Genomic DNA, 24,001 nt, shown 5'->3' on the forward strand with positions numbered 1-24,001 from the left:
AAACTATCTTGGGTTTTGTGTGATTTCCGGGTTCATCGCAATATACTTCCTGCCAATTGCCAAAGCCGTTCTGTTGCTGTTTGGAGCAATTTGGTAAGTTCCATCTGGCAGTATATGCGTTACTGTTATACCTGCGTTGTCGAATGTATTGTACCTTCGGATGTCGAACCAGCGGCTACCCCTGAAGGCCATTTCCCTCCTGCGTTCCGCTTTTACCAGGTTAAGCACTTCAGTAGCGCTGCCTGCACTGAGCTGGTAACTGGCACCGGTTTTATAACGGTTAGCCCTGAGCGTGTTCAGGTCCGACAATGCAGCATCCGTATGACCCAATCTTGCATTCGCCTCCGCCCGCAGCAGGTAGGCTTCAGGTACAGATAACCCTTTGGCCGGCGATTTGCCAGACCACTCATTGCTGAAATAACCGAAGCTCAAACCGAACTGTTTATCGTCAAAAAAGAAAGCAGGGAACCTCAGGTCATTAGCCTGATCGTAAAGGCTAAGCAACGCGTTGCTGGCATAAACAATGGGGCTTATCATCGCGCCGGATTTTTCCAGCAGCATTTCGCTGTTCTGAAAATTCTGCGGGTAGTTCAGTACCGTGGGAAACGAAGGGTTCGGCGGCAGGTTGTTGAAGTTGACCAGCGTGCTATAATTATTCAGGCTGGAATCTGCATACCGCAAAGCGTTTTGCGCATCGTTGCGGAATAGATAGACTTTCGATAATAAAGCAAACGCGCTGGCTTTAACCGGCCTGTTAGTTAGCCCGATAGCCGGCTTGGCCGGCAGGTCCTGCACCGTGCTTAAAAGCTCCGACAGGATATAGTCGTAAACTTCTGCCACGCTTGCACGCGGCAGCTTTTCTTCAAAGTCGAGGCCTTTGCGGATAGGAACTCCGGGATCTGTACCTGCCGAGCTGCTGAACTGTTTTGCATACAGGTTCACCAGTATAAAATAAGCATAGGCCCTGTGTACACTGGCTTCCGCAAACAACTGGCGTTTCTCGGCGGTTGTGCCGCCTGTTGAGTTCAATACCTGCGAAGTAACCAGGTTGCAGGTATAGACCTGGTTGTACATAGCTTCCCAGTCAACATCCGATTCGCTTTCTGTATAGATATTTTCCGAAAACTTATAGGCATTCAAGGCGGCCGCTTTGTAGTAGGTCAGCGAAAACTGGTTGATAGACATATCGTCATCCAGCATCAGGTCCATACTATAAGTATTAAAGAAGCCATTCGATTTTTGCTGGGCGGAAGTTTCATCCAGCAACAACCGGTAGTCGGAGGTCTTTTCAGGAATAAACGCCCCTTTTGGTTTAATGTCCAGGTATTTTTTACAAGACGTGGCGCCAAGTAAAATTCCGCTGGCAATATATATGATTAATTTTCTCATGATCCGCGATTTAAAAATTAGCCTTAATACTAAAGGTGAATTCGGCTGGCGGCGCCAGTAAAATATTCGACGTACTCAGGTCAGATGCGTAGTCAGGATCGATCTTTTCTTTATTGAATAAGAATACGCCCAGGTTGCGGGCCTGCAAAGAGGTAGTGATCCTTTCAGCTTTTATCCTGCCTGAAATAATAGATGGCACCTGGTAGCTTAAGATCAGTTCGTTGAAACGGATGTTGGAAGCGGTAGCCACATGGATATCGGCGTACCGTATGTAGTTGTCAAATACAGAGAGCCCCGACTGGCTTGCCGGCATAGCCGGCACATTGGTGAATTGTTCATCGCCCGCTTTCTGCCAGCGTTTATCCCAGTCTTTATGTATCTCGCTCACCTGTTCAAACAACTTTGCATACTGCAATTGCGGTATCCTGAAACGATGTCCGAAATTATAGGCAAAGCCGGCGGTTAAAGAAAACGCTTTATAGCCGAAATCAAAATACCAACCACCGTAATGAGGGGGCACTGTTGTTCCCTGGTAAACCAGGGCGGCGATGCTGGTCATCTCTTTGGTATAATCTACTGCTTCATTCTTTTCATTATATACCTGTGGTGCGCCGGTACTGCTTAGTCCTGCCCATTTATAGCTGTACAGGTAGTTCAGTGGCTTGCCTGCCTGGGCCAATCCAGCCGTATAGGCGCCTACGGTAGGATTCGGGAAATCGACGCTCACCACTTCATTTTTATTATAGCTGTAGTTCAGGGTTGTGCTGATATTCAATTTGCGTTTCAGTAACACCGCGCTGATACGGGCATCAACGCCGCTATTGCGCATGCTTGCATAGTTGATATAAGCGCTGTTGAAACCATAAGTACCGTTGATAGTAGCATTGCCAAGCAGATCGGTGCTGTAACGGTTATAATATTCTACACTACCTCTCAGCCGGTTGTTAAGCAGCACATAATCGATACCGATGTTTTTCACTGTTGTTTTCTCCCAACGCAACAGCGGGTTGGCGGGGTTGGAAATATAACCATAGTTCAGGTTGGTCTGCTGATCCTTTGCTACCTTGGCAATGAGGAAAGGACTGGTAGATCTGTCCACATTCCCGTTGATCCCGTAAGTAGCCCTCAGGATAAGCACAGAGAAGGGGCTGTTCATCATAAAGTCTTCTTTCTGCAACTGCCAGCTAACGCCGGCAGACCATAGCCAAACATTTTTGTATTTATCGCTGGACCCGAAGAGGTTTGTTTTATCCAGCCTCGCGGAAGCGTTCAGGGAATACTTGTCTTTATATGTATAACCGGCATTGGAATAAATAGAAACATACCTGTTGGTCGTATCTGCAAAAATGGTAGCATCGCGGATGTAGGACTTGGTACCCAGGATATTGGTATACCCGTTCACGTAGTCGAGATTGGCGTATTGGAGCGTATTCGGATCGTAGCCATATTTCGTTTGGCTGGAAGATTTTCCTCGTACTTCGCGGATCTCGAAACCGGCGATAGCCGTCAGCTCATGATCGTTGTTCCCGATTGTTCCGTCGAACTTCAGTTGATTCCGCAGGGTGTGCGATTGCAGATGCGCTTCTGCAATGCTGAAAATACTTCCTTTAGGCAGGCCTGTGGTCATCTGTCCGTTCTTCACATAGGTAGAGAAATTCACCTGGTTCCTCACATCGTAGGTTTCTTCATTTTCCAGGACGGTGTTGGTGCTGCTGTAATTCTCGTACTGGTAGTTGCTGCTGATGGAAAAGCCTTTAGACAACAGGTAAGTGATTCCTGCTACCGCGGTTACATTCCTGTTCTGCGTTTTGTTGTTCGTATTCCTGAATTCCTGCAGCAAGTTGTAGTTCCAGTTGTAAGGGTATCCCGACTGGTATAAAGCGTCTTTATCCGCCTGGTAAAAGGTCTTGGGCTGAGGCACATAGTTGCCATTCGCATCCAGCATCTGCTGGTATGGGAGCAGGTTGTTCAGCGCATCCAGCGTGAGGCCGCTGTTGTTGAAGTTCGACATCACGAAATTCACGCCCATGTCCAGGTGCAGTTTTTTTGTTAAGGCAGTGGATTGGAACAGGTCGGCGGAGAATCTTTCATTCCCTGTATTTTTCATATAGGAGGGAACGTTATCATAACTGAACGAACCTCTTGTACTGCTTTTTTCTCCTTTGGCGGCCAGTGAAAGATTGTATTGCTGCCGAAGGGCCGATTGCATAAACAGGTCGCTGAATTCATCCAATCCATGATATTGCTTTAGTGAGTCAGTGATCCTTGCCGCGTTGGCAGGATTGTTCAACCAGGCATCTGCCACGGGGCTGATCGCATTTCTCGGTTTGCCGTAAAGAGTGGTCAGTTTATTATCCACTTTGTATTTTTCGAAGTCCATGAATGAACCTGTGGAAGCGAAAGGAATATCAGATAAAGAAGGTTTTGTCCTGTAGGCCAGGGAAGTGCTGAAACTTATATCCAGCGGCTTGCGGGAAGCGGCGCCACGTTTTGTCTGGATCACGATCACCCCGTTGGAGGCCCTGACACCCCAGATAGAAGCGGCAGAAGCATCTTTCAGCACGGTAATGCTTTCCACATCGTTGGGGTTGATGGTGTTGATATCCCTTTCTACGGCAAAACCATCTATTACCAGTAAAGGACTGCGATCTGCCAGGAAAGTGCTTCGACCGCGTATGGTCATGCGGCCGTCGGAGCCTACCAGCAGGCCTGGTACCTGGCCTTGCAGGTAGTTGATCAGGCTATAGTTATTCCTTTTCTCCAGCGTGGCGGTATTCAGCACGCCGAACGAACCTGCGGCCCGTTCACGCGACAGGCTTTGGTAACCTGTATTCACCACGGCTATTTCATTCAGTTCATTCACTGCAATGCTGAGTTGCAGGTTTCCCAGGTTCTTGTCCTGGCCTGCCACTTCCAGCGTTGAACGATAAGGCTGGAAACCGATTGAAGTTACTTCTATTGTATACTTGCCTGCCGGAACCTGGGCGATGGTAAAGTTCCCGTTTTCGTCGGTTACGGCGCCTTTGCCAAGCGGCGTAATTTTCACTGTGGCCAAAGGAAGTGCGGCGCCTTCCGGGTCAAGAACGCGGCCCGATACAGCAGCCAGGTTTTGAGAAGAAGGCGCATTCTTCAGCCCCAGGTAGATGCTTTTATTTACGATCCGCCAGTCGACAGGCCGGTCTTTAAACCCTTCAGCCAGTGCAGTTTGCAATGCAACGCTGTTTACCGTTACCGATATATTGCCTATTTGTTTCGGGAGCGCTTCATCATAGAAGAAGCCATATCCTGTCTGCTTCTTTATCTCCCTGAAAAACTGTTCTACAGGCGCATTGTGCAGGTTAAGACTAACCTGCTGGCCGAATGAAACAGCGCTTACCTGCAGCGATAATATTAACAGCAATAAAACCTTGTTCATAAGCCGGGTGCTACCGGGCAGGCGTTTCCTGTGGAAAACAGCGCCCTTACCGGATCTCTCCGGCATAAATAATAAATTCATACATTTGATTTGGGTTGAGAAATAAAAATCTGCAAGTATTTTTTGAATCGCCCTTTACAACCGGAAGTATCGGAAGTACTTCCGGTTTTTTTCAGATACGACTCCTGTAACCTGCGGGACCATGACAAATTGGTTGACGCTTCATGTTGGTTGGTTTTTGATTTAAGGCATAATAATCACTTTGCGGCCTTCTGTCCTGTAGTTGATACCACTGACAGACAACCCTGTAAGGACTTCTGACAAACTGGACGATCTTGGAATTTCTCCGCTGAACTTCTTTGTTGGAACGGCTCCGGCAAATACGACCTCTATGTCGTACCACCTGGAGATCTGTTGCATCACTTCCCGGATGCCTGCCTGCCGGAACTGGAAATAGCCGTTCATCCAGGCGATGGCCTGTTCTGTATCTGCGTGTGCCGTTAGTGTGAGCACCTGCGGCTGACCGCTGGTTTTGCTTACAGCCTGCTGACCAGGCAAAAGCGTAAGACTGTTTTGGCTGCTGATCTTTACTTTACCCTGTAACAGGGTGATCTTCTGTTCTTCGTCGTTGGAATAGGCGCTGATATTGAATTTCGTGCCCAATACTTCAACCGAGGTATTATTGGCTGTTACTTTAAAAGGTTTATTATGGAGCTGCGCCACTTCAAAATAGGCTTCACCGGTAACGGATACATTTCTTGAACCGGCGGGGAAACTGACAGGGAAACGGATGCTCGACATAGCATTCAACCAGACCTTTGTACCATCGGGCAATACGAGTTTGTACTGGCCTCCTTTGGGGGTATTCAGCACATTGAAACTGCGGCTGTCGGAAGGCTGGTTATCCAGGCTGGTATATACGAGGGTACCATTCTTTTGCTGGCTGATGGCGGTATTTTCTTCCCTGGCCAGTTCCTTATGTTCCTGTTGGTCGAGGGTAATGACCTTACCATTTGCCAGGGTAAGGGTAGCCTTATTGCTGCCGGGTGCAAGGGCTGCAACAACGGGAGGCGTGTTAACGGTTTGTTGTGGTTTATGATATAGCCAGAACAGGCTGCATCCTGCCAATAGTATAACAGCAGCAGCATATTGCAGCCAGCGGCGTTTATAAACGGGAACAAGCCCGATGCGCCTGTCGATCTTTGCTTTCAGCTGTTCCTGCGCTTCCAGGTAACGGCTGCCTTCCAGCTCCCAGGATTGCTCGTTCACCAGCGACTCGTACCATTGCTCAACGCTGGCCTGTTCTTCAGGCGTGCACCTGTTTTCCAGGTATTTCTTCAGTAATGATTTAGCCTCCTTTGGATTCATGACATACTATTTCCCTCTTAGGTTAGTGACATAATGGAAGCAACAGTGGTAGACCGGGAGAAAAAAAATTTTTTAAGACTGATGAGGGATGATAGAAAGCAGGAAAATTAGTCCTGCCGGCATATAGCCAACCTGGTTGCGCAGGCGTTGCAATGCGTTGCTGATCTGTTTCCTGACGGTTTCTTCGCTGATCCCCAGTTGTATGGCTATTTCTTTGTACGAGAGCTGCTGCTTGCGACTCAAATTAAATATTTCCCTCATCTTTTCAGGCAGGCTGGCGATGGCCTGTTCAATCTTTTCTTCCAGGTTGCGCATATGGAGGAGGGTTTCAGGGGATGGTACACCGCCGTTATCTATCTGATCAGATAAGCGTTGCAGGTAATTGGAACGGGTAATATTCCTTTCTATATTTCTGATGGCCATATAGCGGGCGCTGTTGAAGAGATAAGTGGATAGCGCATAGTTTATTTCCAGTTTGGACCTGTTCTTCCAGATGGAAACAAATATCTCCTGCACAATATCTTCTGCTTCCGAATACACACGAACTGCCTTCATTGTATGCTGCATCAACGGATACCAGTATTTATTGTAGATGGCGGTAAATGCCTCATGATCTCCGTCCTTCATCATCTGCAGCAATGATACATCATCTGTGGCAGTGTGTTTTGTCATTCTACCCTGTTTAATACTCCAGTAAAAGTAAAAAAAAGCCGTTAATATAGAAATTATCCGCCCAATAAATGCCCCCTAAACCTGGCTTTTCTCCCTGCAAAAACGTATCTTTGCCAGCTCGCTGAAGAGGCTTATTCCACTATATTTTAACCCGTTGCTAACGATTGTTGATGCGTACACATTCCGTGAATGAAGAAAAGACTACAGACAAACCGATTCCTGCTTTTAAAGATGCCCTGAAGTTCTGGTTCAAGCTGGGCTGGATCAGCTTCGGAGGTACAACCGGGCATATTTCCATTATGCACGATTACCTGGTAGAGAAACGGAAATGGATCAGCAACGGGAAATTCCTCCAGGCGTTGAACAGTTGCATGATATTGCCCGGGCCGGAAGCCCAGCAGTTAGCTATTTATATCGGCTGGAAATTGCATGGCAGGAAAGGCGGGGTCGCCGCCGGCGCACTTTTCGTTTTGCCTTCCATGTTCATTCTTCTTATCCTTAGTATAATTATGTTATTTATGGTAATCAGCCTGTGCTGATAAGCATTTTTGACGGGCTGAAACCCAGCGTGCTGGCCATTATACTGGTAGCTACCTATAAAGTAGGAAAGAAAGCCTTGCATAGCAGCGTTCATTACTTCGTTGCATTGATGACGTTTGCTCTCTCCTATTTCCTGCATGTAGCCATGCCGCTGGTGATCCTTGGCATCATTGTGCTGTCGGTAATTATGGATAAACTATTCCCCAGGCTGGCAGGCATCGCAAAAAGCGGGATAGCAAAACCCGACAGGCAGGAAGAAAGTGAATATGTGATCAATCTTCGTCAGGAAGAAAAACCATTAAGCAGGAAAACCATCGTGAAAACATTAGCCGGCTTCTTCGCCTTATGGGCAATCCCGCTGTTATTATTGATATTATAGGGGAAGGACAGCGATTTCTGGTCGTCGATGGTCTTTTTCTTCACCCAAACTGCCTGTATCACTATTGGGGGTTCCTATACAGTTATCCCCTATGTGGCACAACTGGTAGTTGCAAAGTTCATGTGGCTTTCCAGGTTACAGATGCTGGACGGATTTGCGTTAGCCGAAACCACACCGGGACCGTTGATCATTGTGCTGTCGTTCGTAGGTTTTATGGCTGCCTACAATCACTTCAGCCATTCTATAGCCCTGGGCGTAACAGGATTATTGGCCACTACTTATTATACCTTTCTTCCTAATTTCCTTTTCATATTCTTAGGCGCACCGTTGGCCGACCGGTATAAAGATCATCACCTGGTTCAAACTACCTTATCGCTGGTTACTGCAGCAGTGGTAGGCGTTATCCTGAACCTGACCTTCTTCCTTGGCCGCAGTATTATTTTCCCCGGCGCCGTTAGTTTATCGCAGGTCGATTATGTAGCCGTAACCTGGGTATTGTTTGTATTGATATTGTTGCTGAGATACAACACCAATGTGCTGTACCTGGTGTTAATGAGCATGGTGTTCGGGTTGAGCAGGTACTGGTTGCATATCTGACAGGTTGTTTATACAGGGAAAGAAGGTACAGTAAATAAATCTGTATGGCTATTGTTATCCCTACTTACGGCAACGGATGTACGCCAGCGTCGCATACGGCTGCGTCGGCTAACAGAGGAATTTGTACTGAATGGCTTTACGCTTTTTACCGTACCTTCGGCAGAATTGCATACAACGAATGGAACACTTAGGAACTTCGCCATTATCAGACCATCTCAAACTCTACACCCAATCAGCCCATCAGCAGCTCGAGAAAAAACTTGTCATGAACATGAAACAGATCACGACAACTGCCGGCTATATAAAGTTACTGGGTTTGTTCTACACCTATTATCACATACTGGAAAAGAATTTGCAGCCACATCTCAATATTCCGGATGCCGGAGAAAGAAGAAAAGCTGACGCCATTATAGCAGATATCAAAGCCCTGGGGGGCGAATTACCTGGCAGACCGCACGACGTGCCTCAACCCGTGGTAAGCAATTATGCCCAGGCATTAGGAGCAGCATATGTACTGGAAGGCTCTACGCTGGGTGGAATAATAATTGCAAAAATGATCAGCAAGCAACTAGGAATTCCCGCTGCAACAGGCTTTTCCTTTTTCAATGGCTATGGAGATGCGACAGTAGAGATGTGGAATAAATTCCGCAATTTCTTGAATGCCTTGCCAACTGCGCAACATTTTGCGGCGGCTGAAGCAGCAAAAAACACTTTTTTAACTTTTAACGAATGGGCCACAACATATGAGTCAGTATTCGAAGTATGATTCCGAGTTTTGCGGTAATATACCAATCCATATCATTAATACTATCCAGGCATACGGCGTACTAGTAGTGACCGATCATTCACTTATTATACAACAGGTAAGTGAAAACATTTCCGGGGTTGTGGACCATGACTTTAAAACCGTGATAGAACAGCCATTGTCGGCGATTTTCGGAACGGAGCTGGAGGAACAGGTAAAAAATTATATAGCCAATAACCAACAGGAAACAATTACTACTTCCTGGAACGGTCATTATATCATCGTCCATTTCAAACCTGAACTGGTATTGCTGGAAATTGAGATCGAGCGTTCCGCCAGCGAACCGGCAACCTTTACCAACCAGTTCAGGAAAATACAATCCTCTATCCGGAAAATTGAATCGGCGCAGGATATCGACGCCGTTTGCACGACTGCAGCTAAAGAATTGAAGGCTGTCAGCGGGTTCGATAAAGTGATGATCTATGCCTTTGATAAAGACTGGAACGGTCATGTACTTGCTGAAGCGCGGGAACCGGGTATGGAAACCTATCTCGGTTTCACCTTCCCTGCCTCCGATATCCCTAAACCCGCCAGGGATATCTATAAGAACAGTGCTTACAGGTTTATCCCCGACCGGGATTTTGAACCTGTAAAACTCTATCCTGTCATCAACCCGGTTACACATGGCTTCCTTGATATTTCCGATTGCAATGTGAGAGCAGTGGCTGCCGTGCATGTGGAATACCTGAAAAACATGAAAGTGGCCGCCTCCATGTCGGTAAGGCTGCTCAATAAAGGAGAACTATGGGGATTGATAGCCTGTCATCATACCACTCCCAAATCAATAGGCCATGAGCTGGGCGCAACAATGGAACTTTTGTCGACCATCCTTGCCGCCAGGATCAGTTCCCTGGAATTGAAATCCTATCACGATTTCAACAGCAGGCTTAACTCGCTGTACACACAGATCATTGAAAATATATATACGCAGAACAGCCTGGTAAAAGGCTTGTCAGAAGGCGCCAGGCATCCGCTGCTGATGGACCTGGTGCATGCCAGCGGCATGACCCTACTGCTGAACAAGGAAGAGGTGCATTTCGGCGAAGTACCAGAACCCGCACAACTGGAAGACCTCCTGCTATGGCTGCAGTTAAAAGATCCCAAAAGGGTCTTTCATACCAATTCGCTAGGCGCACAATACGACAACATAGGCGATATGGAAACATTGGCCAGCGGCCTGCTGATCATTCCAATCCAATCGCAGCAGGATGAATACATCCTTCTATACAGGAAGGAAGTTATCCAAACCACAAACTGGGGCGGGAACCCGGAAGAGAGGATCTTCTTTGATAAAGACCCCCAGATATATCATCCCCGCCATTCTTTTAAACTATGGCAGGAGCATGTAAAAGGACAATCGCTTCCCTGGCAGCAGGAAGAAGTACAGACCATGGAAAACCTGAGAAGTTTCATCTTTGAATTTCTCTCGGTTGGCCCCTTAAATTAATCGCATGACCAAACCAATTAACCAGCATTACGTAGTTGCAATCGGAGCATCCGCCGGTGGTCTCGAAGCCATCCAGGAATTCTTTGATAATATGCCTAATGCTGAACAACTTTCATTTGTGATCATCCAGCACCTGTCGCCCGACTTCCGCAGCCTGCTGGTAGAACTGGTAGCGAGGCATACCCATATGAAAGTAGTGGAAGCAGAACACCAGCAACTGGTGCAGAAACAGCATATCTACGTCATACCGAACAATAAACAGATCAGGATAGAACACAGCAGGTTGATCCTCTCTGAGAAAACCCATGAAAAAGGGCCTAACAATGCGATAGATGTATTCCTTCACTCGCTGGCGGTAGACAAACGTCAACGGGCCATCGCAGTTGTGCTCTCCGGTACCGGCACCGACGGCACCCGGGGCATTGCCACTATCAAAGAATATGGAGGCCTGGCATTTGCCCAGGAACCTAAATCCGCCCGGTTCGACGGTATGCCCAACAGCGCTATTAGTTCCGGATGTATAGACGTTATCGCCCCGCCTTCCGAACTGGGTTCCGCAATTATTGAAGCCCTCAATAATACCAACAGCTCCAAAATGCTGCCCGAAGAACCTGACGAAAAAGAATTGGCAACGATATTCAAGATCATTGCCAATGCGGAAGGACAGCATTTCCATTACTATAAAACGCCGACAATACTCAGGCGTGTCAGCAAACGAATGCAACAACTGCAGATCCGGGAACCGGCGAAATATATCGATTATCTTGCCGCGCACCCGGAAGAATCCAAAGCCCTGGCACATGACTTCCTGATCAGCGTTACCCGCTTTTTCAGGGATAAAGACGCTTTCAGCATACTGGAAACAAAAGTTTTACCCGAAATACTGGCGGAGAAAGAAACAGACGAACAACTGAAAGTCTGGGTGGCCGCCTGCAGCACAGGCGAAGAGGCTTACTCTGTTGCCATCCTTATAGACAGGGTACTGGAAAGACAAAACAAAACGCTGGATGTTAAGATCTTTGCATCGGATATTGACGCCGCCAATCTTGAACTGGCCTTTTCAGGCGTCTATCCTCAAACCATCGTCAATGATGTACCAAAAGATATACTGCAAAACTATTTTACACAGAAAGGAAAATACTATACAGTAATACCAAGGATACGGAAACAGATCGTATTTGCCCGTCACGATATTACCAGGGATCCTCCTTTTATCAAGAACGATCTTATCACCTGCCGCAACATGCTCATATATATGAATCCTGTTCTGCAGGAAAAAGTATACAGCATGCTGCAATTTGCTGTGAATAAAGGCGGATACCTGTTCCTTGGCCCCAGCGAAAATCCTACGAGCGCCAAAGGCGTATTGCATACGATCAGCTCAAAATGGAAGATATACCGGAAGGAAGTAGACATACGACCCAGGATCAACATCTCTGAAAATCTTTCCTCCAACCTGAAAGCGGCCAAAGAAGATAATTCTTACAGTAAAAAATATTCAGAATCCAAGCACCAACGGGCGTTGTGGACGGATATCAGGCAATCGCTGCTGCAGGACCAGGGATTGATAGGGCTGTATATCGACCGGAACTTTGAAGTAAAGGAAACGATCGGCAACTATGAGCGGGTGCTCACCTTGCCGCGCAAGATACTGAACCTGAACCTTAGCCGCATGCTGCCCCCAGGCGCCGGAATGGCGATCAGCAAGGCGATCAGGCATGCCTGGAAAACCAATAAAACAGAGCTGCTGCATAATATAGTGCTGGAAAAAGAAGATACTACCTACCTGTTGCAGATCGCCATTCACCCGGTTGTAGGAGAATCGGACCTGACGCTGGTAACCATTTTGCCAACTCCGGCCCCTGCCTCCCTCCAGGTAGTTACGCATAGCGAAGGCGCCGCCGACCCGGATTATGTGAGCAACCTGGAAAACGAACTGAATGAAGTGAGGAATAACCTGCAGGAAGCAGTGGAAGACCTGGAAACGCTGAATGAAGAGCTGCAGAGTTCCAACGAAGAACTGCTGTCGTCCAACGAAGAACTTCAGAGCTCCAACGAGGAACTGCAATCCCTGAACGAAGAGCTTTATACGCTCAATACAGAGCACCAGCTTAAGATCAAGGAACTGGTAGAGCTGAACGACGACCTTAATAATTATTTCAGGAGTACCGATATTGCCCAGATCTTCCTGGACAGCGATTTCAATATCCGGAAATTCAACCCCGCTTCCGCCAGGATGATCAATTTCATCGAATCAGACCTGGGCCGCCCTATTGCGCATATCTCCAACAATATCAAATATGATAAGCTGATGGAGGATATCAACCACGTACAGCGTACCCGCAAGACGGTAGAAAAAGAAGTACAACTGCTGGAAGGTAAAAATATGCTGATGCGTATCCTTCCCTACCTGACCCGCGATAATAAATATGCCGGCATTATTATCACCTTCGTGGATATTACCGTGGTCACCCATCTCAATAATATTATCAGGAGCGTGTTCAATGCCAGCCAGAGCGCCATCCTGGCACTGCAGTCGATCACCAACGAATCCGGGCAGATCGCCGATTTCAAGATCTCTACGCTTAACCGTACCGCCCTCGATTGGTTCAGCAAGGATAAAAAACCGCTGGAAGGCCAGCAACTGAAAGAGGTATTGCCGGAATTGCTGAAAGATGAACTGCTGCAGGAATACCAGCAGGTGATTGCGGAAGACAGGGTATTGCAAAGAGACCTGTACATGGTAGAGAAAAAAGCCTGGTATGAGATCAGTGGCGTGAAAATGCCGGGGGGCCTGGTCATTACCTTCACAGATATCACCGATAAAAAACGTTCCCTGCAAAAGATCAGGCAGAACTACGCAGAACTGAACGAAGTGAAAGAACACCTGCGGGAACTGAATGCCGAGTTGGAGAACAAAGTAAGAGAACGGACCAGGGAACTGGCTTTCAGCGAAGAGCGATTCAGGCTGGTAGCCAAAGCTACCAACGATGCGCTGTGGGACTGGAACCTGACCGATGACCAGATCTGGTGGAGCGAATCCTTCAATAAATTATTTGGTCATAGCACCGATAACATGACACGAAGGAAATGTATAGACCTGGTGCATCCCGACGACAAACAACTGCTTACCGCCAGCATCTATGGCGCTATTAACGAAGGGCGCAACCAATGGAGCCAGGAATACAGGATGAGAAAGGAAAACGGCGAATATGCGCATGTATTGGACCGCGGGTATATACTCCATAACGAATTTGGGGTTCCCTACCGGATGCTGGGTTCGATGATGGACCTTACCGCCCTGAAAGAGGCGGAAAGTGCAGTAGCAACAAATATTGCAGAAAAAGAATTCCTTGCAGAGTCGATGCCGCTCACCGTCTGGACCGCCATTGAACCGGGGAAACTGGATTTTGTGAATACTCAATTCGAGCACTATACGAATATGAGCTTCGAAGAAGCGGTTGGCGAAGGATGGAAACGGGCCGTACACAAGGCGGATCTGCCGTTGTTGATGGAAATATGGAAATCGGCGGCCCTCGAAAAACATGATTTTACCTGCGAGATCAGGTTAGCGACCAGTTCGCCTACCTATCGCTGGAACCTGCTCAGGGCAAAGGCCAGGAAAGATGATGAAGACAATGTGTCGGGCTGGGTGATCACCATCATGGATATGCACGAGCAGAAAGTAATGAATGAAATACTGGAAGAAAAGGTAGCGGAAAGAACTCACCAGTTGCAGGAGATCAATGAACGGTTGGAAGCCAGCAACAACGACCTGCAGCTTTTTGCTTCGGTAGCTTCGCACGACCTGCAGGAGCCGTTACGGAAGATCCATATGTTCTCCAAACTGGTCAGGGACCGGCACAAAGACGACCTGCCAGACACAACGGTTGTTTACCTGAATAAGATCATGCAGTCGGTGAACCGGATGAAATCACTCATGCTGAATATCCTTAATTTCTCGAAGCTGACCGCCAACAGGGGCGGCACTGAATGTGTTAACCTGAAAGATATTATAGAAGAAGTGAAAGAAGATTTTGAAATGCTGATCTCGGAAAAAAATGCGCATATAATAGTTGGGGAGATGCCTGCCCTGATGGTTAACCGTTCGCAGATGCAGCAGGTATTTCAAAACCTGATCGGGAATTCATTGAAATTCACCCATAAAGATAATGACCCGGTAATCAATATCACAGCTACCAGGATAACGGAAAAATCGTTTGACGCACCTTCGTCGCCCGACGGCCGCTGGTATAAAATATCTGTTTCCGATAACGGGATAGGCTTTGAACAACAGTTTAAAAACAAGATCTTTGACCTGTTCTTGCGGCTGAATTCAAAAGACCAGTATGAAGGGACCGGCATTGGTCTGGCTATTATTAAAAAAATTGTTGAAAATCACCAGGGATTGATCACTGCAGAAAGTACAATGGGAAAAGGTGCAACATTTCATATAATTTTGCCGACAGAACAGGAATAATAGTTATGATAACACTAAAAAAGATTCTGCTAGCAGAAGACGATGAAGACGATAGGATGATCTTTGAGGAGATCGTACAACACTACCAGGAAGAGCGGGAGTTTTCCTTTCATGCAGTAGAAAACGGCTCACTCCTGATCCAGTTATTGAACCAGCAGCTGAAGACCGATCCTGCGGTACTCCCCAATTTACTGGTACTGGATCAGAACATGCCGCAAATGAACGGGCAGGAGGCGCTGAAAGTGATTAAAGGGCATCCGCAGTTCAGGAAAATTCCTGTTGTGATATTCTCTACGTATAACGATAGCCGTTTAGCCAACGAATGCCTGAACCTTGGAGCTGCGCTGACTATTACCAAACCCGATTCTTATGAAGGATTCCAGAGAGTGATAGGCGACCTGATAAATGAATTTCTTTTCCCGGAAAAAGAGTAACCCGGCCGGCGACCTGGCAACTTGATAAAATTTGCCAGCAACATTTCTAACTATTTATTTTTTTCTTTTCATTACCAGACCGGGATCCGGATAATTACCCTATATGCCGGGCTTGCAATACTCCTGCATTTCGTTAATTTTTCCGTCCTATTCTGTGCAATCATGAAAGCAATCAATTTTATGAGGGCCTGCTTCTTTGCAGGCCTGTTTTTATCTCAACAAGCCGCCGCCCAGCAATCCCGCTTCTCCCTGGGCCTCCGGGCAGGATTAAACCTTTCTAACGCCAACGAAACGATAGATTACCTGGACGGAAAGATCGGTCCAAAGTTGGGCTACCAGGGAGGCGTAACCGTCGAATACCAGTTGTATAAGCGCCTTTGCCTGCAGTCGGGCATCCTTGTAACAGCGAAAGGCACTAAACATAGAGGTACCGACCTGTGGATAGGAGGAAGCAACGCGCCCACCACCACCTGGGTCAGAACTACCAACCTTGTATATGCACAGGCGCCCCTGAGAATTGCCTATAAATTCCCTGTGGCAAGCCAAATAGATATCTTTGTAAATGCAGGCGGATACTACGCGCTTGGCATAGCTGGGAAAGTAGTATGGAAAGGCAAAACGAACCGGGAGGAAATTCCCGACAAAACGACCAAATTCGACAGCTTCGGGGATGAAAGGGGAAGTTTTTCGAAAACGGATGCAGGGCTGGGATTCGGAGTAGGCGCCACCTACAGGAGGTTCTCCCTGGGCCTGGATTATGAACAGGGATTAGTGGATATCGGGGCGCTAAAGGATGCCGCCACTACCAACCATCGTTCTTACAAAAACTACAATTTCGCGCTGGTACTGGGTTATCGCCTGAAATAAATTTCTCCTCCGAAGCGCTGCTTTGGAGGAGAAAATGACTTTATATCAAGGGATTTTCTCTCCTGCCTACAAACTTTAACGCTGCCCCTTTTTCTTAGGAACCACGGTATTCGCAGTTGCATTTTTCAGGTAAACTCCATTTACTTTGGTATCTGTTTTTTCCGTCAACTCCTCGTCAAAAGTGATCCTTCCCTTTTTTATCTCGTAAAACTTCGATGCAACGTAGTACATAGAATCAGCAGAGGGATAAACAGCGGTTTGCTCGCTTCCTCCAAATTCCATATTGCCATCATGATCGTAATCCTTTACGTCAGATGCAATAGCATATGCTACAGAATCGGCAATGGAATGATCTATATTGAAGACATACATCTTGTTCTTATTAGGCTTGTCTTCCACTTCCAGGAACAGGAATACGGTTCTCCCGTTCTCTATCAGTTTATTGCGCCTGCTGTTGTACACAATCGGGTCGGTCGGCAAAACAAATGTTTTATTACCATTCACAAAGATGTTACCCTTATAAATAGTGATCAGTTGTTGCTGGCTGCTGGTATAGTGCAGTTCGTTTGGCTTTTTCTGGGCGAATGACGATAATCCTAAAGTCAGGCAAAGGCTGAGAGGAAGTAAGAAGCGTTTCATAGTCTAATAATAATATCTGTCGAATTTATATAATTCTACCCGAATAACGGCCATCTATACTGTAAATTCGCATTTATCAACTCTTTGCTCAATGGCGTTCTACCAGTTCACCCAAACCCAACAAATTCCGGCCAGCCTTGATGCGGTATGGAACTTTATAGCCAATCCTGATAACCTGGCAAGGATCACCCCGGCCTATATGGACTTTAAAGTGACCAGCGGGGCCATCGCCGGGCCGATGTACCCGGGGATGATCATCACCTATATCATCAGGCCGGTGCTGGGAATTCCTGTACGCTGGATGACGGAGATCACACAGGTGAAAGAAAGGGAATATTTTATCGATGAGCAACGGATAGGCCCCTACCGCTTCTGGCATCATCAGCACAGGTTAACAGAGACAGAACAGGGCGTATTAATGACAGATATTGTTACATATGCGCCTCCACTGGGTGTTATCGGAACAATTGCCAATAATCTCTTTATAAAAAAACAACTGAAAGGTATCTTCGACTTCCGGACTATCGCTATCGAAAAGGAATTTGGAAAGTTTACAGCGCATCATGGAAAATAATGCCTAAGCTATGCCGCTGACCTGTATGCAGCGGGCTTACCCCATGTTTCATCGCAACCTTGTAATACCCCCTGCTGCCTTGTACCGGCCGGAAGTTCGTGGCAAAGATCAACATATCTCCCTGTTCCGGCTGGATAACGTTGGCTTTTGACTGCGCCCTCGGCACCTGTTCGGTTATCACAAATTCTCCCCCCGTATAATCAATACCCGGTTTATTCAGCATCAGCACCACCTGCATAGGGAAATATACTGACCCATAAAGGTCCTGGTGCAGGGTGTTATACCCGTTTTCGCCATATTTTAGGATAAGCACTGTGGGATTAACCTGTCCTGCCGCCCTGCATTGCTCCAGGAATTCGTTGTGCCGGGGCGGATAGACAACTGGTATCTGCATCGCCTTCATCCATAAATTGGCTATAGGCGCCAGGTAAGGATAGATCTCCGTTCTTAATTCCTGGATCAATGGGGGCAGGGGATAAGAAAAATACTTATACTCGCCCGATCCGAACCTGTACCGCTCCATCCGGATAGTTTTGCGGTAACAGGACGAATGATCGTAATCATCGGCTAACTGTTTACATTCCGCATCTTCCAGCAGGTTCTTTACAATAGCAAAACCCTTGTTGTGTAACTCCTGTTCGAGGCGTTCCCAATCATAACTCTGCAGCTGTTTCATAGATCAACATTTGATTTCTTCCACAACCGGTACTCATGGGTCATACAATGCGCGCAAGGTCTGAAGCCCGCATCAACAGCGGCCTGCATGCTTTCAAAAAACACCCTGTTGCAGCGTTTCATCCGTTTGCCGGATCTGCAGGAAAGCAGTCCGAAAATCTTTCCAGGCAGGTAGCCTCCGTACCGGATCTTTCCCGCATGTACCAGGCTAAAAAGTTCTTTGTCGTTAAGCGTTGCGTGCAACCACATGATCATTACCTGTTGTCTGCAACAAAGTTAGATGCCGGCGCTGTGCCGGTAAACCCGGATCTTGCTATTTATCTTTTACACAACGGAAGCCCAGGTTATTGCCTCCGCTGCTTACTTCACCCTTGCCCCTGCTGCCTGCTTTGTAGCGGATGCAGTACTGGTCGCTGCATAGAAAAGATCCGCCTCTTTGCACTCTTTTAACCGCTCCGGGTTCTTCGGGGTCGTAGCTGTCTGCCGGCCCCTTGGGATTAGTTTCTTCTTTTTCTGTATAACTGTCTGGCCTGTAGTAGTCGACGCACCATTCCCAAACATTTCCGTCCATATCGTATAACCCGTAGGCGTTGGGTGGAAAGGATTTAACCGGCGCCACTCCTGCATAGCCGTCTTCAAGGGTATTATTCCAGGGAAAATCGCCCTGGAAAATATTGGCCGGCCAGCGTCCTTTGGGTTTTAACGTATCTCCCCAATAGTAAGCGGCAGAAGGCTTTCCCTGCCTCGCCGCCATCTCCCATTCTGCTTCCGTAGGCAGCCTTTTACCCGCCCATTTAGCATAGGCGGCTGCATCAATGAAACTTACATGCACTACAGGATCATTGTCTTTCCCGTTGATGTTGCTGTTCGGGCCAAAGGGATGTTGCCAGCTCGCGCCGTATACATATTCCCACCATTGCATTGGGTTATCCAGGGCTACGGGGTGGGCAGGCGGGGTAAACACAGCCGACCCTGGTTTCAGTTTATCAGGGTCTACACCGGGGTAATCTTCCGGTTTCAGCGGCTTTTCAGCATCTGTTACATAGCCGGTAGCTTTTACAAATTCTGCGAACTGGGCATTGGTAACTTCGTGTTCGTCCATCCAGAAACCTTCCAGGGTAACTTTATGAACAGGTTTGCTATCTTCAAACTCTTCAGATCCCATCATGAAACTGCCGGCTGGTATCCACACCATTCCGGGCATTTCCTGGGCGGGCTGCTCCTGCTGTCTGGCAGGGGGTTGCCGGCAAGCCATAAATAAAATGCTGCTTAGATAGAAGTACTTTTTCACTGTTACCTTTTACTGTGTTGCATTAAGAATTGTTGCCGATATTCCCCTTCTGTGACTTGATCTTAAAAGAAACCTGCGATGCAGTGATCCGCGGTTGGCAATAGAATCGGCTGACACAAATATATAGCCTGAAATTTAACAGGCAAACAGGAAGGAAATTAAAATACGACTCCTACAATGAACAGGTGGGCGTTGACAGACAAATTGCCGAATTTCACCTGTTGTTCGTTGATATTGATCGCGTCGGGGCGGCTGTACTTATAACCGCGGTAAATATACGAAGCAAAAAGTCCTACATTCTTTAAATGGAACATGATGCCGGCGCCGGCGCCGTAAAAGAATTTGCCTGTAAGATTATACTCGATCTCATGTTGGGTGCCATCCGTAGCTGCGATCATATCTTTATGCGCAACATTATAACTGTTACGGCCAAACTGGCCTGCCAGGTAAGGTTCGGTTATCCCAAAGCGATTTTTGATCTTCAGGTCAGCAAATACGGGAACCATCAGGTGCCCGTCGTACGAGGTCAGTTCAACTCCAGGCCCTAATCCAATATGATCATTCAACAGGTTCACGTTGCCGATCACTCCACCGCCAAACTTGCTGTCGTGCAACATCAGGTAAGCAAATCCATTGACCAGCTTGCTTTCTTGCCCCCAGCTTAATAATGGCAGGAACAGTAGTATCCATAATATCGTTTTCATAACTAAGGCATTTTAAATCACCCGATCTATAACAGCTGCCGGTTGCTTATTGTTCCCTCTTCTTCACATAAAAAGGCTGCCCTCCTGCTTAAAGGATAAAGGCAGCCTGAGGGCTTTCCCAGGATAGTTGACACTGAGAATTTGGGGTTTCGCAAACCGTTGTACCGTTTTCTCCTAAAGGAGCAAATCTCTTCGGGAAAATTCCATTATTTAATACGCTCTTGTTTTTCCACGCATCAAAAGTATAAACGCCGGATCAACTCCATCTCTCGGATCGGGAATCTGATTTACGCAAAACGGAAATTGTAAATATGATTTTTTCAGGGTATGCTGTAAGTTTTTATTATTTTCTGCAACTAATAAAGAAAAAGGAGTTTATGGAAGAAGCCAGGTTCCTGGAGCTTATACAAACCTTTCAGCCGATGCTGTACAAGATCTCGCGCATCTATAGGAAGTCGAGGGAAGACCAGGAAGATCTGCTGCAGGAGATCATTTACCAACTCTGGAAATCACACCGGTCGTTCAATGGAAGCGCCCAGGTCGGCACCTGGATTTACAGGGTAGCGCTGAACACCGCGCTCGCCGATTTCAGGAAAAAACGACCGCCTGTTCAATATCCCGACCAGTTGCCAGACATGGGCACTTCACAAGAAGAGGAAGATAACAGGGAAGCCAGGTTGATCAACGCATTACAGCAATTGCCAGATGGCGACAAAACAATTATCATGCTTTACATGGAATCACTGAGCTACAAAGAAATCGCGGCAATAACAGGGATCAGTGAAAACAATGTAGGTGTGAAACTGAACCGGATCAAATCCAAACTTCAAAATATTTTATCCAATGGAACTGAATGAACTACAAAACTCATGGAAGGGAATCAAAACCCCTCGCCTAACAGATCAGCAGATCTATACAATGATCAAACAAAACGATCATCCCTCCTTACAAAAAGGACAAAAACAGGTGCTAATCGAGTCTGCCTGTTTTATCATCTTCCTGTTTCTCTATTACACTATGCTGGATGGCAACAAAAAGCCTTTCTATATTAACGCTATCCTTGTTGGTACCGTTATGCTCAATATCATTCAGCAATTATCTGTTTTTGCATTGAATAAGAACATAGGAGCGGCAGACAATATCAGGAATACATTAAAAGGCTATAGCGGGAAACTCTCCAGGTATTATATCTTCACTATTGTTACCCGCCTGGGACTTATGGCCGGCATAATTATTTTCAGTACTTATAATATTGTGTGGGATACTAACAAAATAATCCTGCTTGCATTGTTGATGGCTGTATTTTCAATCCAGCTATTCTTCTTTCACAAACTCTGGAAATCGAGAATAGACAAGGTTAGAGAAGACGTTCTTTATTTTAGAGATTAAATATTTCACGCAGCGATGTTTCACGCAAAGTGGCATAAGGTGCAAAAAGAGGCATAAGATATTTTGATCGAAGCGAATTTTAAGAAAGCAAAGGAGTTGATGATAATGTTATATAACACAATCTTCAACTCCTTTACTTTCTTATTTCCCTTAAAAAAATATCTTACGCCTCTTTTTGCATCTTATGCCTCTTGGCGTGAAACTATTACAGAATGGCTGACAACGGTGTCGAGGTATTTCTTTCTTAGCAATTTGAAAATGATATCCACGTTTTCTATAGACCTGATACCAGTATGATAGGTAGACATCATTTCGTCGCTGCTGCAGGTATTCCCTACAAAGTACGGGTAGTTGGTACCCAGGTAGGCTTCCATCTGCGTCTTAAAGTCAGGTTCAGCTTCCGATACCAATGCAGGATCATCCAGGATGGATCGCATCACCACTTTCAGTTCGTTGTCCTTTTCTTTGATCACTTCTATCACGGCCAGGAGACCGTTGAGATCCCAGTCGTCCCTGTTGTAGATCTCTTCTATTTTCATTTTCAGGACGATTGCGATGATCTCTAACTGGTTCAGGTATTCCTGGGCGCGCAGGATCTGGCTATACAGGCTTTTCAGTTTATTCCTTTCTTCCTCGCAACCGGCAAGGTTCAGGTTCAGTTGATACGCTTCCTGGTCGCGCTGCTTCAGCCATTGTGCGCCTTTTTCCACATCCGCGCACAATTGCGCCAGCACTATTTCTACCTCTGAAAGCTGGAAGCGTTTCCCGTCGAGCTTAAACTGTTCAACGGCGATCTGCTTAGCCGCAATTGCTTCCAACACATCTTTATCCTGCTTGTTCTGCAGGTGCTCATTCACTTTTTCGACCAGCCCGGTGCTATAAAATTCTTCCAGGGATGTTGCCTGTACAGGTACTGTAATATCTTCGACGGAAGGAAATACTCCCCGGTTGTAGTAGCCGTTGAATACAGCAGGCATTTCGAATTTTGCTTTTACTGTTTTCAGTTCCTTCAGCAATTCGTCTTTGCTGACGGTAGCCTGGAGGTTGGCAGCAGGAAAGGTGATACCGGCCAGGTGTTTTGTCATTTCCTCTTCCAATGCAGGGCGGTTGGAGAAGAGTTCCCAGGCTAACCTGTTATCTGCAGTATTTGTGATATTCGCTTCCCTGTAACGGGTTTCTCTTTCCTCTTCACTGGGGTGGCTGGACCACAGGTCTTCGTACTGGATCCTGGATTTGCTTACGCCTGGCAACGGCCTGTTTTTCAGTACCGGCAACCCGTTCACTGTTTCAACCTTGTATTGCTCGCAGGTAAAAGCGATAATACTTCTTTGCAGGTCGTATATATTTTCCAGTATTTTATTTTGGCCGGCCAGTTCAAAGAATTTATTGGTACAGAACTGCATGCACATTTCTCCGAATTCCACTCTCCGGATCGCCGAAACGGCAATATCGCTGCCGGTTACGGACACGGCTACTGCATCTGCATGAAATTCCATTTCTTTCGACAACCGCCTGTGCGAAAGGTTAATAACCTCATACATCCTGCGGAGTACTGTCTGTATCACTTTTATGATCGCCACGGTCAGATGGCCTGTCAACAAAAATACTGAATGGATGCGTTGCAGCCCGGCCAGCATTTTTGAATAACTGCGGTTCTGGTAAAGCATATTGTAGATGATGTGGTTCAGCGTATATATATACCCGCCAAACCGCATGCTCCGTTGGGAGAAGTGCCCGAATTCGTGTGCAAGCACCTGTTTGAATTCGCTGATGTTAAGAGAATTGACAAGCCCCAGCCCTATTTCCAGGTTCTTCTTGACAGGGAGTATCATGCTGAGGAAACTGCTGTCGTAGAATACGCAGGCGCCTACGCCGGGAGAAATATATACGCGTTTAGGCATGGGCGTTTTAGTATCTGTTGTCAGTTGCCTGATGAAATCGAAGAGGTGAGGATGATCTTCCGGCAGCACTTCTACCCTGCCTGCTTTGCTGTCTTCAAACCTGGCGAAAACAAACTTGAACAGGTAAATGATAATAAAGATGCCGACTCCTATCAGTGAAAGGCCAACCAGGATAACCAGGTAGTTGGCGCCAAGGGTAAGGAGGAAGCCGCCGGCCGCCACAAAACCGCCTGCAATGCCTAATGCCGCCGCCAGCAACAAGAGGTAAACCAGGCAGAATAACAATATTGCCAGCACCACTTTAAAAACTTCACGCCGAAAGGTTTTTCCGGGCCTGATAAGAAGAGGATCAACGTTTGCAGGGTTAGATGGATAAAAATTGTGCTCGTTCATTCTCATAGCATTCGGTATAGATACACAAAATAGCTTAATTTT

At 46.8% G+C, this 24,001-nt stretch carries 22 protein-coding genes; 12 read left to right on the forward strand and 10 right to left on the reverse strand.

Annotated elements, in window-relative coordinates; translation table 11 throughout:
- Window positions 1–3 precede the first annotated feature (3 nt).
- From BLV62_RS01240 to BLV62_RS01255, 4 genes are all read right to left on the reverse strand, one after another.
- The gene (locus BLV62_RS01240) at window positions 4–1,389 is read right to left on the reverse strand and encodes a RagB/SusD family nutrient uptake outer membrane protein (RefSeq protein ID WP_089757816.1); all 1,386 of its coding nucleotides are present in this window, start codon (window positions 1,387–1,389) and stop codon (window positions 4–6) included.
- A gap of 10 nt (window positions 1,390–1,399) precedes the next feature.
- On the reverse strand, window positions 1,400–4,885 hold the full coding sequence (locus tag BLV62_RS01245) for a SusC/RagA family TonB-linked outer membrane protein (RefSeq protein ID WP_089757818.1): 3,486 nt from the start codon (window positions 4,883–4,885) through the stop codon (window positions 1,400–1,402).
- A 162-nt stretch (window positions 4,886–5,047) separates the two neighbouring features.
- Entirely contained in the window at window positions 5,048–6,172 is a 1,125-nt protein-coding gene (locus tag BLV62_RS01250; protein WP_089757822.1) for a FecR family protein, read from the reverse strand.
- A 72-nt stretch (window positions 6,173–6,244) separates the two neighbouring features.
- The gene (locus BLV62_RS01255; protein WP_089757824.1) at window positions 6,245–6,844 is read right to left on the reverse strand and encodes an RNA polymerase sigma factor; all 600 of its coding nucleotides are present in this window, start codon (window positions 6,842–6,844) and stop codon (window positions 6,245–6,247) included.
- A 170-nt stretch (window positions 6,845–7,014) separates the two neighbouring features.
- On the opposite strand from BLV62_RS01255, the gene BLV62_RS28475 reads away from it, so the two are divergent.
- The 9 genes from BLV62_RS28475 to BLV62_RS01285 all read left to right on the forward strand — a co-directional run bounded on the left by BLV62_RS28475 (window position 7,015) and on the right by BLV62_RS01285 (window position 16,393).
- Window positions 7,015–7,383, forward strand: a complete 369-nt coding sequence (locus BLV62_RS28475; RefSeq protein WP_211117720.1) for a chromate transporter — start codon at window positions 7,015–7,017, stop codon at window positions 7,381–7,383.
- A complete protein-coding gene (locus BLV62_RS28480; protein WP_211117719.1) occupies window positions 7,377–7,763 on the forward strand; it encodes a hypothetical protein in 387 nt (128 codons plus the stop codon). The genes BLV62_RS28475 and BLV62_RS28480 overlap by 7 nt, the downstream gene beginning before the upstream one ends.
- A 27-nt stretch (window positions 7,764–7,790) precedes the next feature.
- On the forward strand, window positions 7,791–8,360 hold the full coding sequence (locus BLV62_RS28485; protein ID WP_211117718.1) for a chromate transporter: 570 nt from the start codon (window positions 7,791–7,793) through the stop codon (window positions 8,358–8,360).
- A gap of 44 nt (window positions 8,361–8,404) precedes the next feature.
- Window positions 8,405–8,551 (forward strand): hypothetical protein, encoded by a 147-nt coding sequence (locus BLV62_RS28245; RefSeq protein WP_168927814.1) that lies wholly within the window; start codon window positions 8,405–8,407, stop codon window positions 8,549–8,551.
- On the forward strand, window positions 8,539–9,126 hold the full coding sequence (locus tag BLV62_RS01265; protein ID WP_168927813.1) for a biliverdin-producing heme oxygenase: 588 nt from the start codon (window positions 8,539–8,541) through the stop codon (window positions 9,124–9,126). Before BLV62_RS28245 ends, BLV62_RS01265 begins: the two co-directional genes overlap by 13 nt.
- Window positions 9,104–10,612: a GAF domain-containing protein gene (locus BLV62_RS01270; protein ID WP_089757829.1), complete on the forward strand. Its 1,509-nt coding sequence runs from the start codon at window positions 9,104–9,106 to the stop codon at window positions 10,610–10,612. The genes BLV62_RS01265 and BLV62_RS01270 overlap by 23 nt, the downstream gene beginning before the upstream one ends.
- 4 nt (window positions 10,613–10,616) lie before the next feature.
- Window positions 10,617–15,092 carry a chemotaxis protein CheB gene (locus BLV62_RS01275; protein ID WP_089757831.1) on the forward strand — a complete coding sequence of 1,492 codons (4,476 nt, stop codon included), beginning with the start codon at window positions 10,617–10,619 and terminating at the stop codon, window positions 15,090–15,092.
- A 5-nt stretch (window positions 15,093–15,097) separates the two neighbouring features.
- Window positions 15,098–15,526, forward strand: coding sequence for a response regulator (locus BLV62_RS01280; protein WP_089757833.1), 429 nt, complete (start codon window positions 15,098–15,100; stop codon window positions 15,524–15,526).
- A gap of 162 nt (window positions 15,527–15,688) precedes the next feature.
- On the forward strand, window positions 15,689–16,393 hold the full coding sequence (locus BLV62_RS01285) for a porin family protein (RefSeq protein WP_089757835.1): 705 nt from the start codon (window positions 15,689–15,691) through the stop codon (window positions 16,391–16,393).
- Window positions 16,394–16,468: 75 nt separating this feature from the next.
- Here the strand turns inward: BLV62_RS01285 and BLV62_RS01290 are convergent, their stop codons facing one another.
- Entirely contained in the window at window positions 16,469–17,032 is a 564-nt protein-coding gene (locus BLV62_RS01290) for a hypothetical protein (RefSeq protein WP_089757838.1), read from the reverse strand.
- Window positions 17,033–17,123: 91 nt separating this feature from the next.
- Between BLV62_RS01290 and BLV62_RS01295 the strand changes: the two genes are divergently transcribed.
- Window positions 17,124–17,606, forward strand: a complete 483-nt coding sequence (locus tag BLV62_RS01295; RefSeq protein ID WP_089757840.1) for an SRPBCC family protein — start codon at window positions 17,124–17,126, stop codon at window positions 17,604–17,606.
- On the opposite strand, the gene BLV62_RS01300 is transcribed toward BLV62_RS01295, so the two are convergent.
- The 4 genes from BLV62_RS01300 to BLV62_RS01315 all read right to left on the reverse strand — a co-directional run bounded on the left by BLV62_RS01300 (window position 17,584) and on the right by BLV62_RS01315 (window position 20,276).
- Window positions 17,584–18,282, reverse strand: a complete 699-nt coding sequence (locus BLV62_RS01300; RefSeq protein WP_089757843.1) for a 2OG-Fe(II) oxygenase — start codon at window positions 18,280–18,282, stop codon at window positions 17,584–17,586. The genes BLV62_RS01295 and BLV62_RS01300 overlap by 23 nt on opposite strands.
- Window positions 18,279–18,530, reverse strand: a complete 252-nt coding sequence (locus BLV62_RS01305; RefSeq protein WP_089757845.1) for an Ada metal-binding domain-containing protein — start codon at window positions 18,528–18,530, stop codon at window positions 18,279–18,281. Before BLV62_RS01305 ends, BLV62_RS01300 begins: the two co-directional genes overlap by 4 nt.
- Window positions 18,531–18,594: 64 nt before the next feature.
- Window positions 18,595–19,572 carry a formylglycine-generating enzyme family protein gene (locus BLV62_RS01310; RefSeq protein WP_225889568.1) on the reverse strand — a complete coding sequence of 326 codons (978 nt, stop codon included), beginning with the start codon at window positions 19,570–19,572 and terminating at the stop codon, window positions 18,595–18,597.
- 158 nt (window positions 19,573–19,730) lie between these two features.
- Complete coding sequence (locus BLV62_RS01315; protein WP_089757850.1) at window positions 19,731–20,276, reverse strand: hypothetical protein; 546 nt, start codon at window positions 20,274–20,276, stop codon at window positions 19,731–19,733.
- 377 nt (window positions 20,277–20,653) lie between these two features.
- Between BLV62_RS01315 and BLV62_RS01320 the strand changes: the two genes are divergently transcribed.
- Both BLV62_RS01320 and BLV62_RS01325 read left to right on the forward strand, forming a co-directional pair.
- On the forward strand, window positions 20,654–21,133 hold the full coding sequence (locus BLV62_RS01320; RefSeq protein ID WP_089758163.1) for an RNA polymerase sigma factor: 480 nt from the start codon (window positions 20,654–20,656) through the stop codon (window positions 21,131–21,133).
- The gene (locus tag BLV62_RS01325) at window positions 21,120–21,665 is read left to right on the forward strand and encodes a hypothetical protein (protein WP_089757852.1); all 546 of its coding nucleotides are present in this window, start codon (window positions 21,120–21,122) and stop codon (window positions 21,663–21,665) included. The genes BLV62_RS01320 and BLV62_RS01325 overlap by 14 nt, the downstream gene beginning before the upstream one ends.
- Window positions 21,666–21,847: 182 nt before the next feature.
- On the opposite strand, the gene BLV62_RS01330 is transcribed toward BLV62_RS01325, so the two are convergent.
- Complete coding sequence (locus BLV62_RS01330) at window positions 21,848–23,965, reverse strand: M48 family metallopeptidase (protein ID WP_089757854.1); 2,118 nt, start codon at window positions 23,963–23,965, stop codon at window positions 21,848–21,850.
- Between the last annotated feature and the right edge of the window lie 36 nt (window positions 23,966–24,001).

The sequence above is a fragment of the Chitinophaga terrae (ex Kim and Jung 2007) genome, assembly GCF_900107795.1.
GTDB lineage: Bacteria > Bacteroidota > Bacteroidia > Chitinophagales > Chitinophagaceae > Chitinophaga > Chitinophaga terrae.

Bases quoted from the DNA above. Each gene is read 5' to 3' on its own strand.
- BLV62_RS01240 (WP_089757816.1), bottom strand. From the start codon at position 1,389: ATGAGAAAATTAATCATATATATTGCCAGCGGAATTTTACTTGGCGCC.
- BLV62_RS01245 (WP_089757818.1), bottom strand. From the start codon at position 4,885: ATGAATTTATTATTTATGCCGGAGAGATCCGGTAAGGGCGCTGTTTTC.
- BLV62_RS01250 (WP_089757822.1), bottom strand. From the start codon at position 6,172: ATGAATCCAAAGGAGGCTAAATCATTACTGAAGAAATACCTGGAAAAC.
- BLV62_RS01255 (WP_089757824.1), bottom strand. From the start codon at position 6,844: ATGACAAAACACACTGCCACAGATGATGTATCATTGCTGCAGATGATG.
- BLV62_RS28475 (WP_211117720.1), top strand. From the start codon at position 7,015: ATGCGTACACATTCCGTGAATGAAGAAAAGACTACAGACAAACCGATT.
- BLV62_RS28485 (WP_211117718.1), top strand. From the start codon at position 7,791: ATGGTCTTTTTCTTCACCCAAACTGCCTGTATCACTATTGGGGGTTCC.
- BLV62_RS28245 (WP_168927814.1), top strand. From the start codon at position 8,405: ATGGCTATTGTTATCCCTACTTACGGCAACGGATGTACGCCAGCGTCG.
- BLV62_RS01265 (WP_168927813.1), top strand. From the start codon at position 8,539: ATGGAACACTTAGGAACTTCGCCATTATCAGACCATCTCAAACTCTAC.
- BLV62_RS01270 (WP_089757829.1), top strand. From the start codon at position 9,104: ATGAGTCAGTATTCGAAGTATGATTCCGAGTTTTGCGGTAATATACCA.
- BLV62_RS01275 (WP_089757831.1), top strand. From the start codon at position 10,617: ATGACCAAACCAATTAACCAGCATTACGTAGTTGCAATCGGAGCATCC.
- BLV62_RS01280 (WP_089757833.1), top strand. From the start codon at position 15,098: ATGATAACACTAAAAAAGATTCTGCTAGCAGAAGACGATGAAGACGAT.
- BLV62_RS01285 (WP_089757835.1), top strand. From the start codon at position 15,689: ATGAAAGCAATCAATTTTATGAGGGCCTGCTTCTTTGCAGGCCTGTTT.
- BLV62_RS01290 (WP_089757838.1), bottom strand. From the start codon at position 17,032: ATGAAACGCTTCTTACTTCCTCTCAGCCTTTGCCTGACTTTAGGATTA.
- BLV62_RS01295 (WP_089757840.1), top strand. From the start codon at position 17,124: ATGGCGTTCTACCAGTTCACCCAAACCCAACAAATTCCGGCCAGCCTT.
- BLV62_RS01300 (WP_089757843.1), bottom strand. From the start codon at position 18,282: ATGAAACAGCTGCAGAGTTATGATTGGGAACGCCTCGAACAGGAGTTA.
- BLV62_RS01305 (WP_089757845.1), bottom strand. From the start codon at position 18,530: ATGTGGTTGCACGCAACGCTTAACGACAAAGAACTTTTTAGCCTGGTA.
- BLV62_RS01315 (WP_089757850.1), bottom strand. From the start codon at position 20,276: ATGAAAACGATATTATGGATACTACTGTTCCTGCCATTATTAAGCTGG.
- BLV62_RS01320 (WP_089758163.1), top strand. From the start codon at position 20,654: ATGGAAGAAGCCAGGTTCCTGGAGCTTATACAAACCTTTCAGCCGATG.
- BLV62_RS01325 (WP_089757852.1), top strand. From the start codon at position 21,120: ATGGAACTGAATGAACTACAAAACTCATGGAAGGGAATCAAAACCCCT.
- BLV62_RS01330 (WP_089757854.1), bottom strand. From the start codon at position 23,965: ATGAGAATGAACGAGCACAATTTTTATCCATCTAACCCTGCAAACGTT.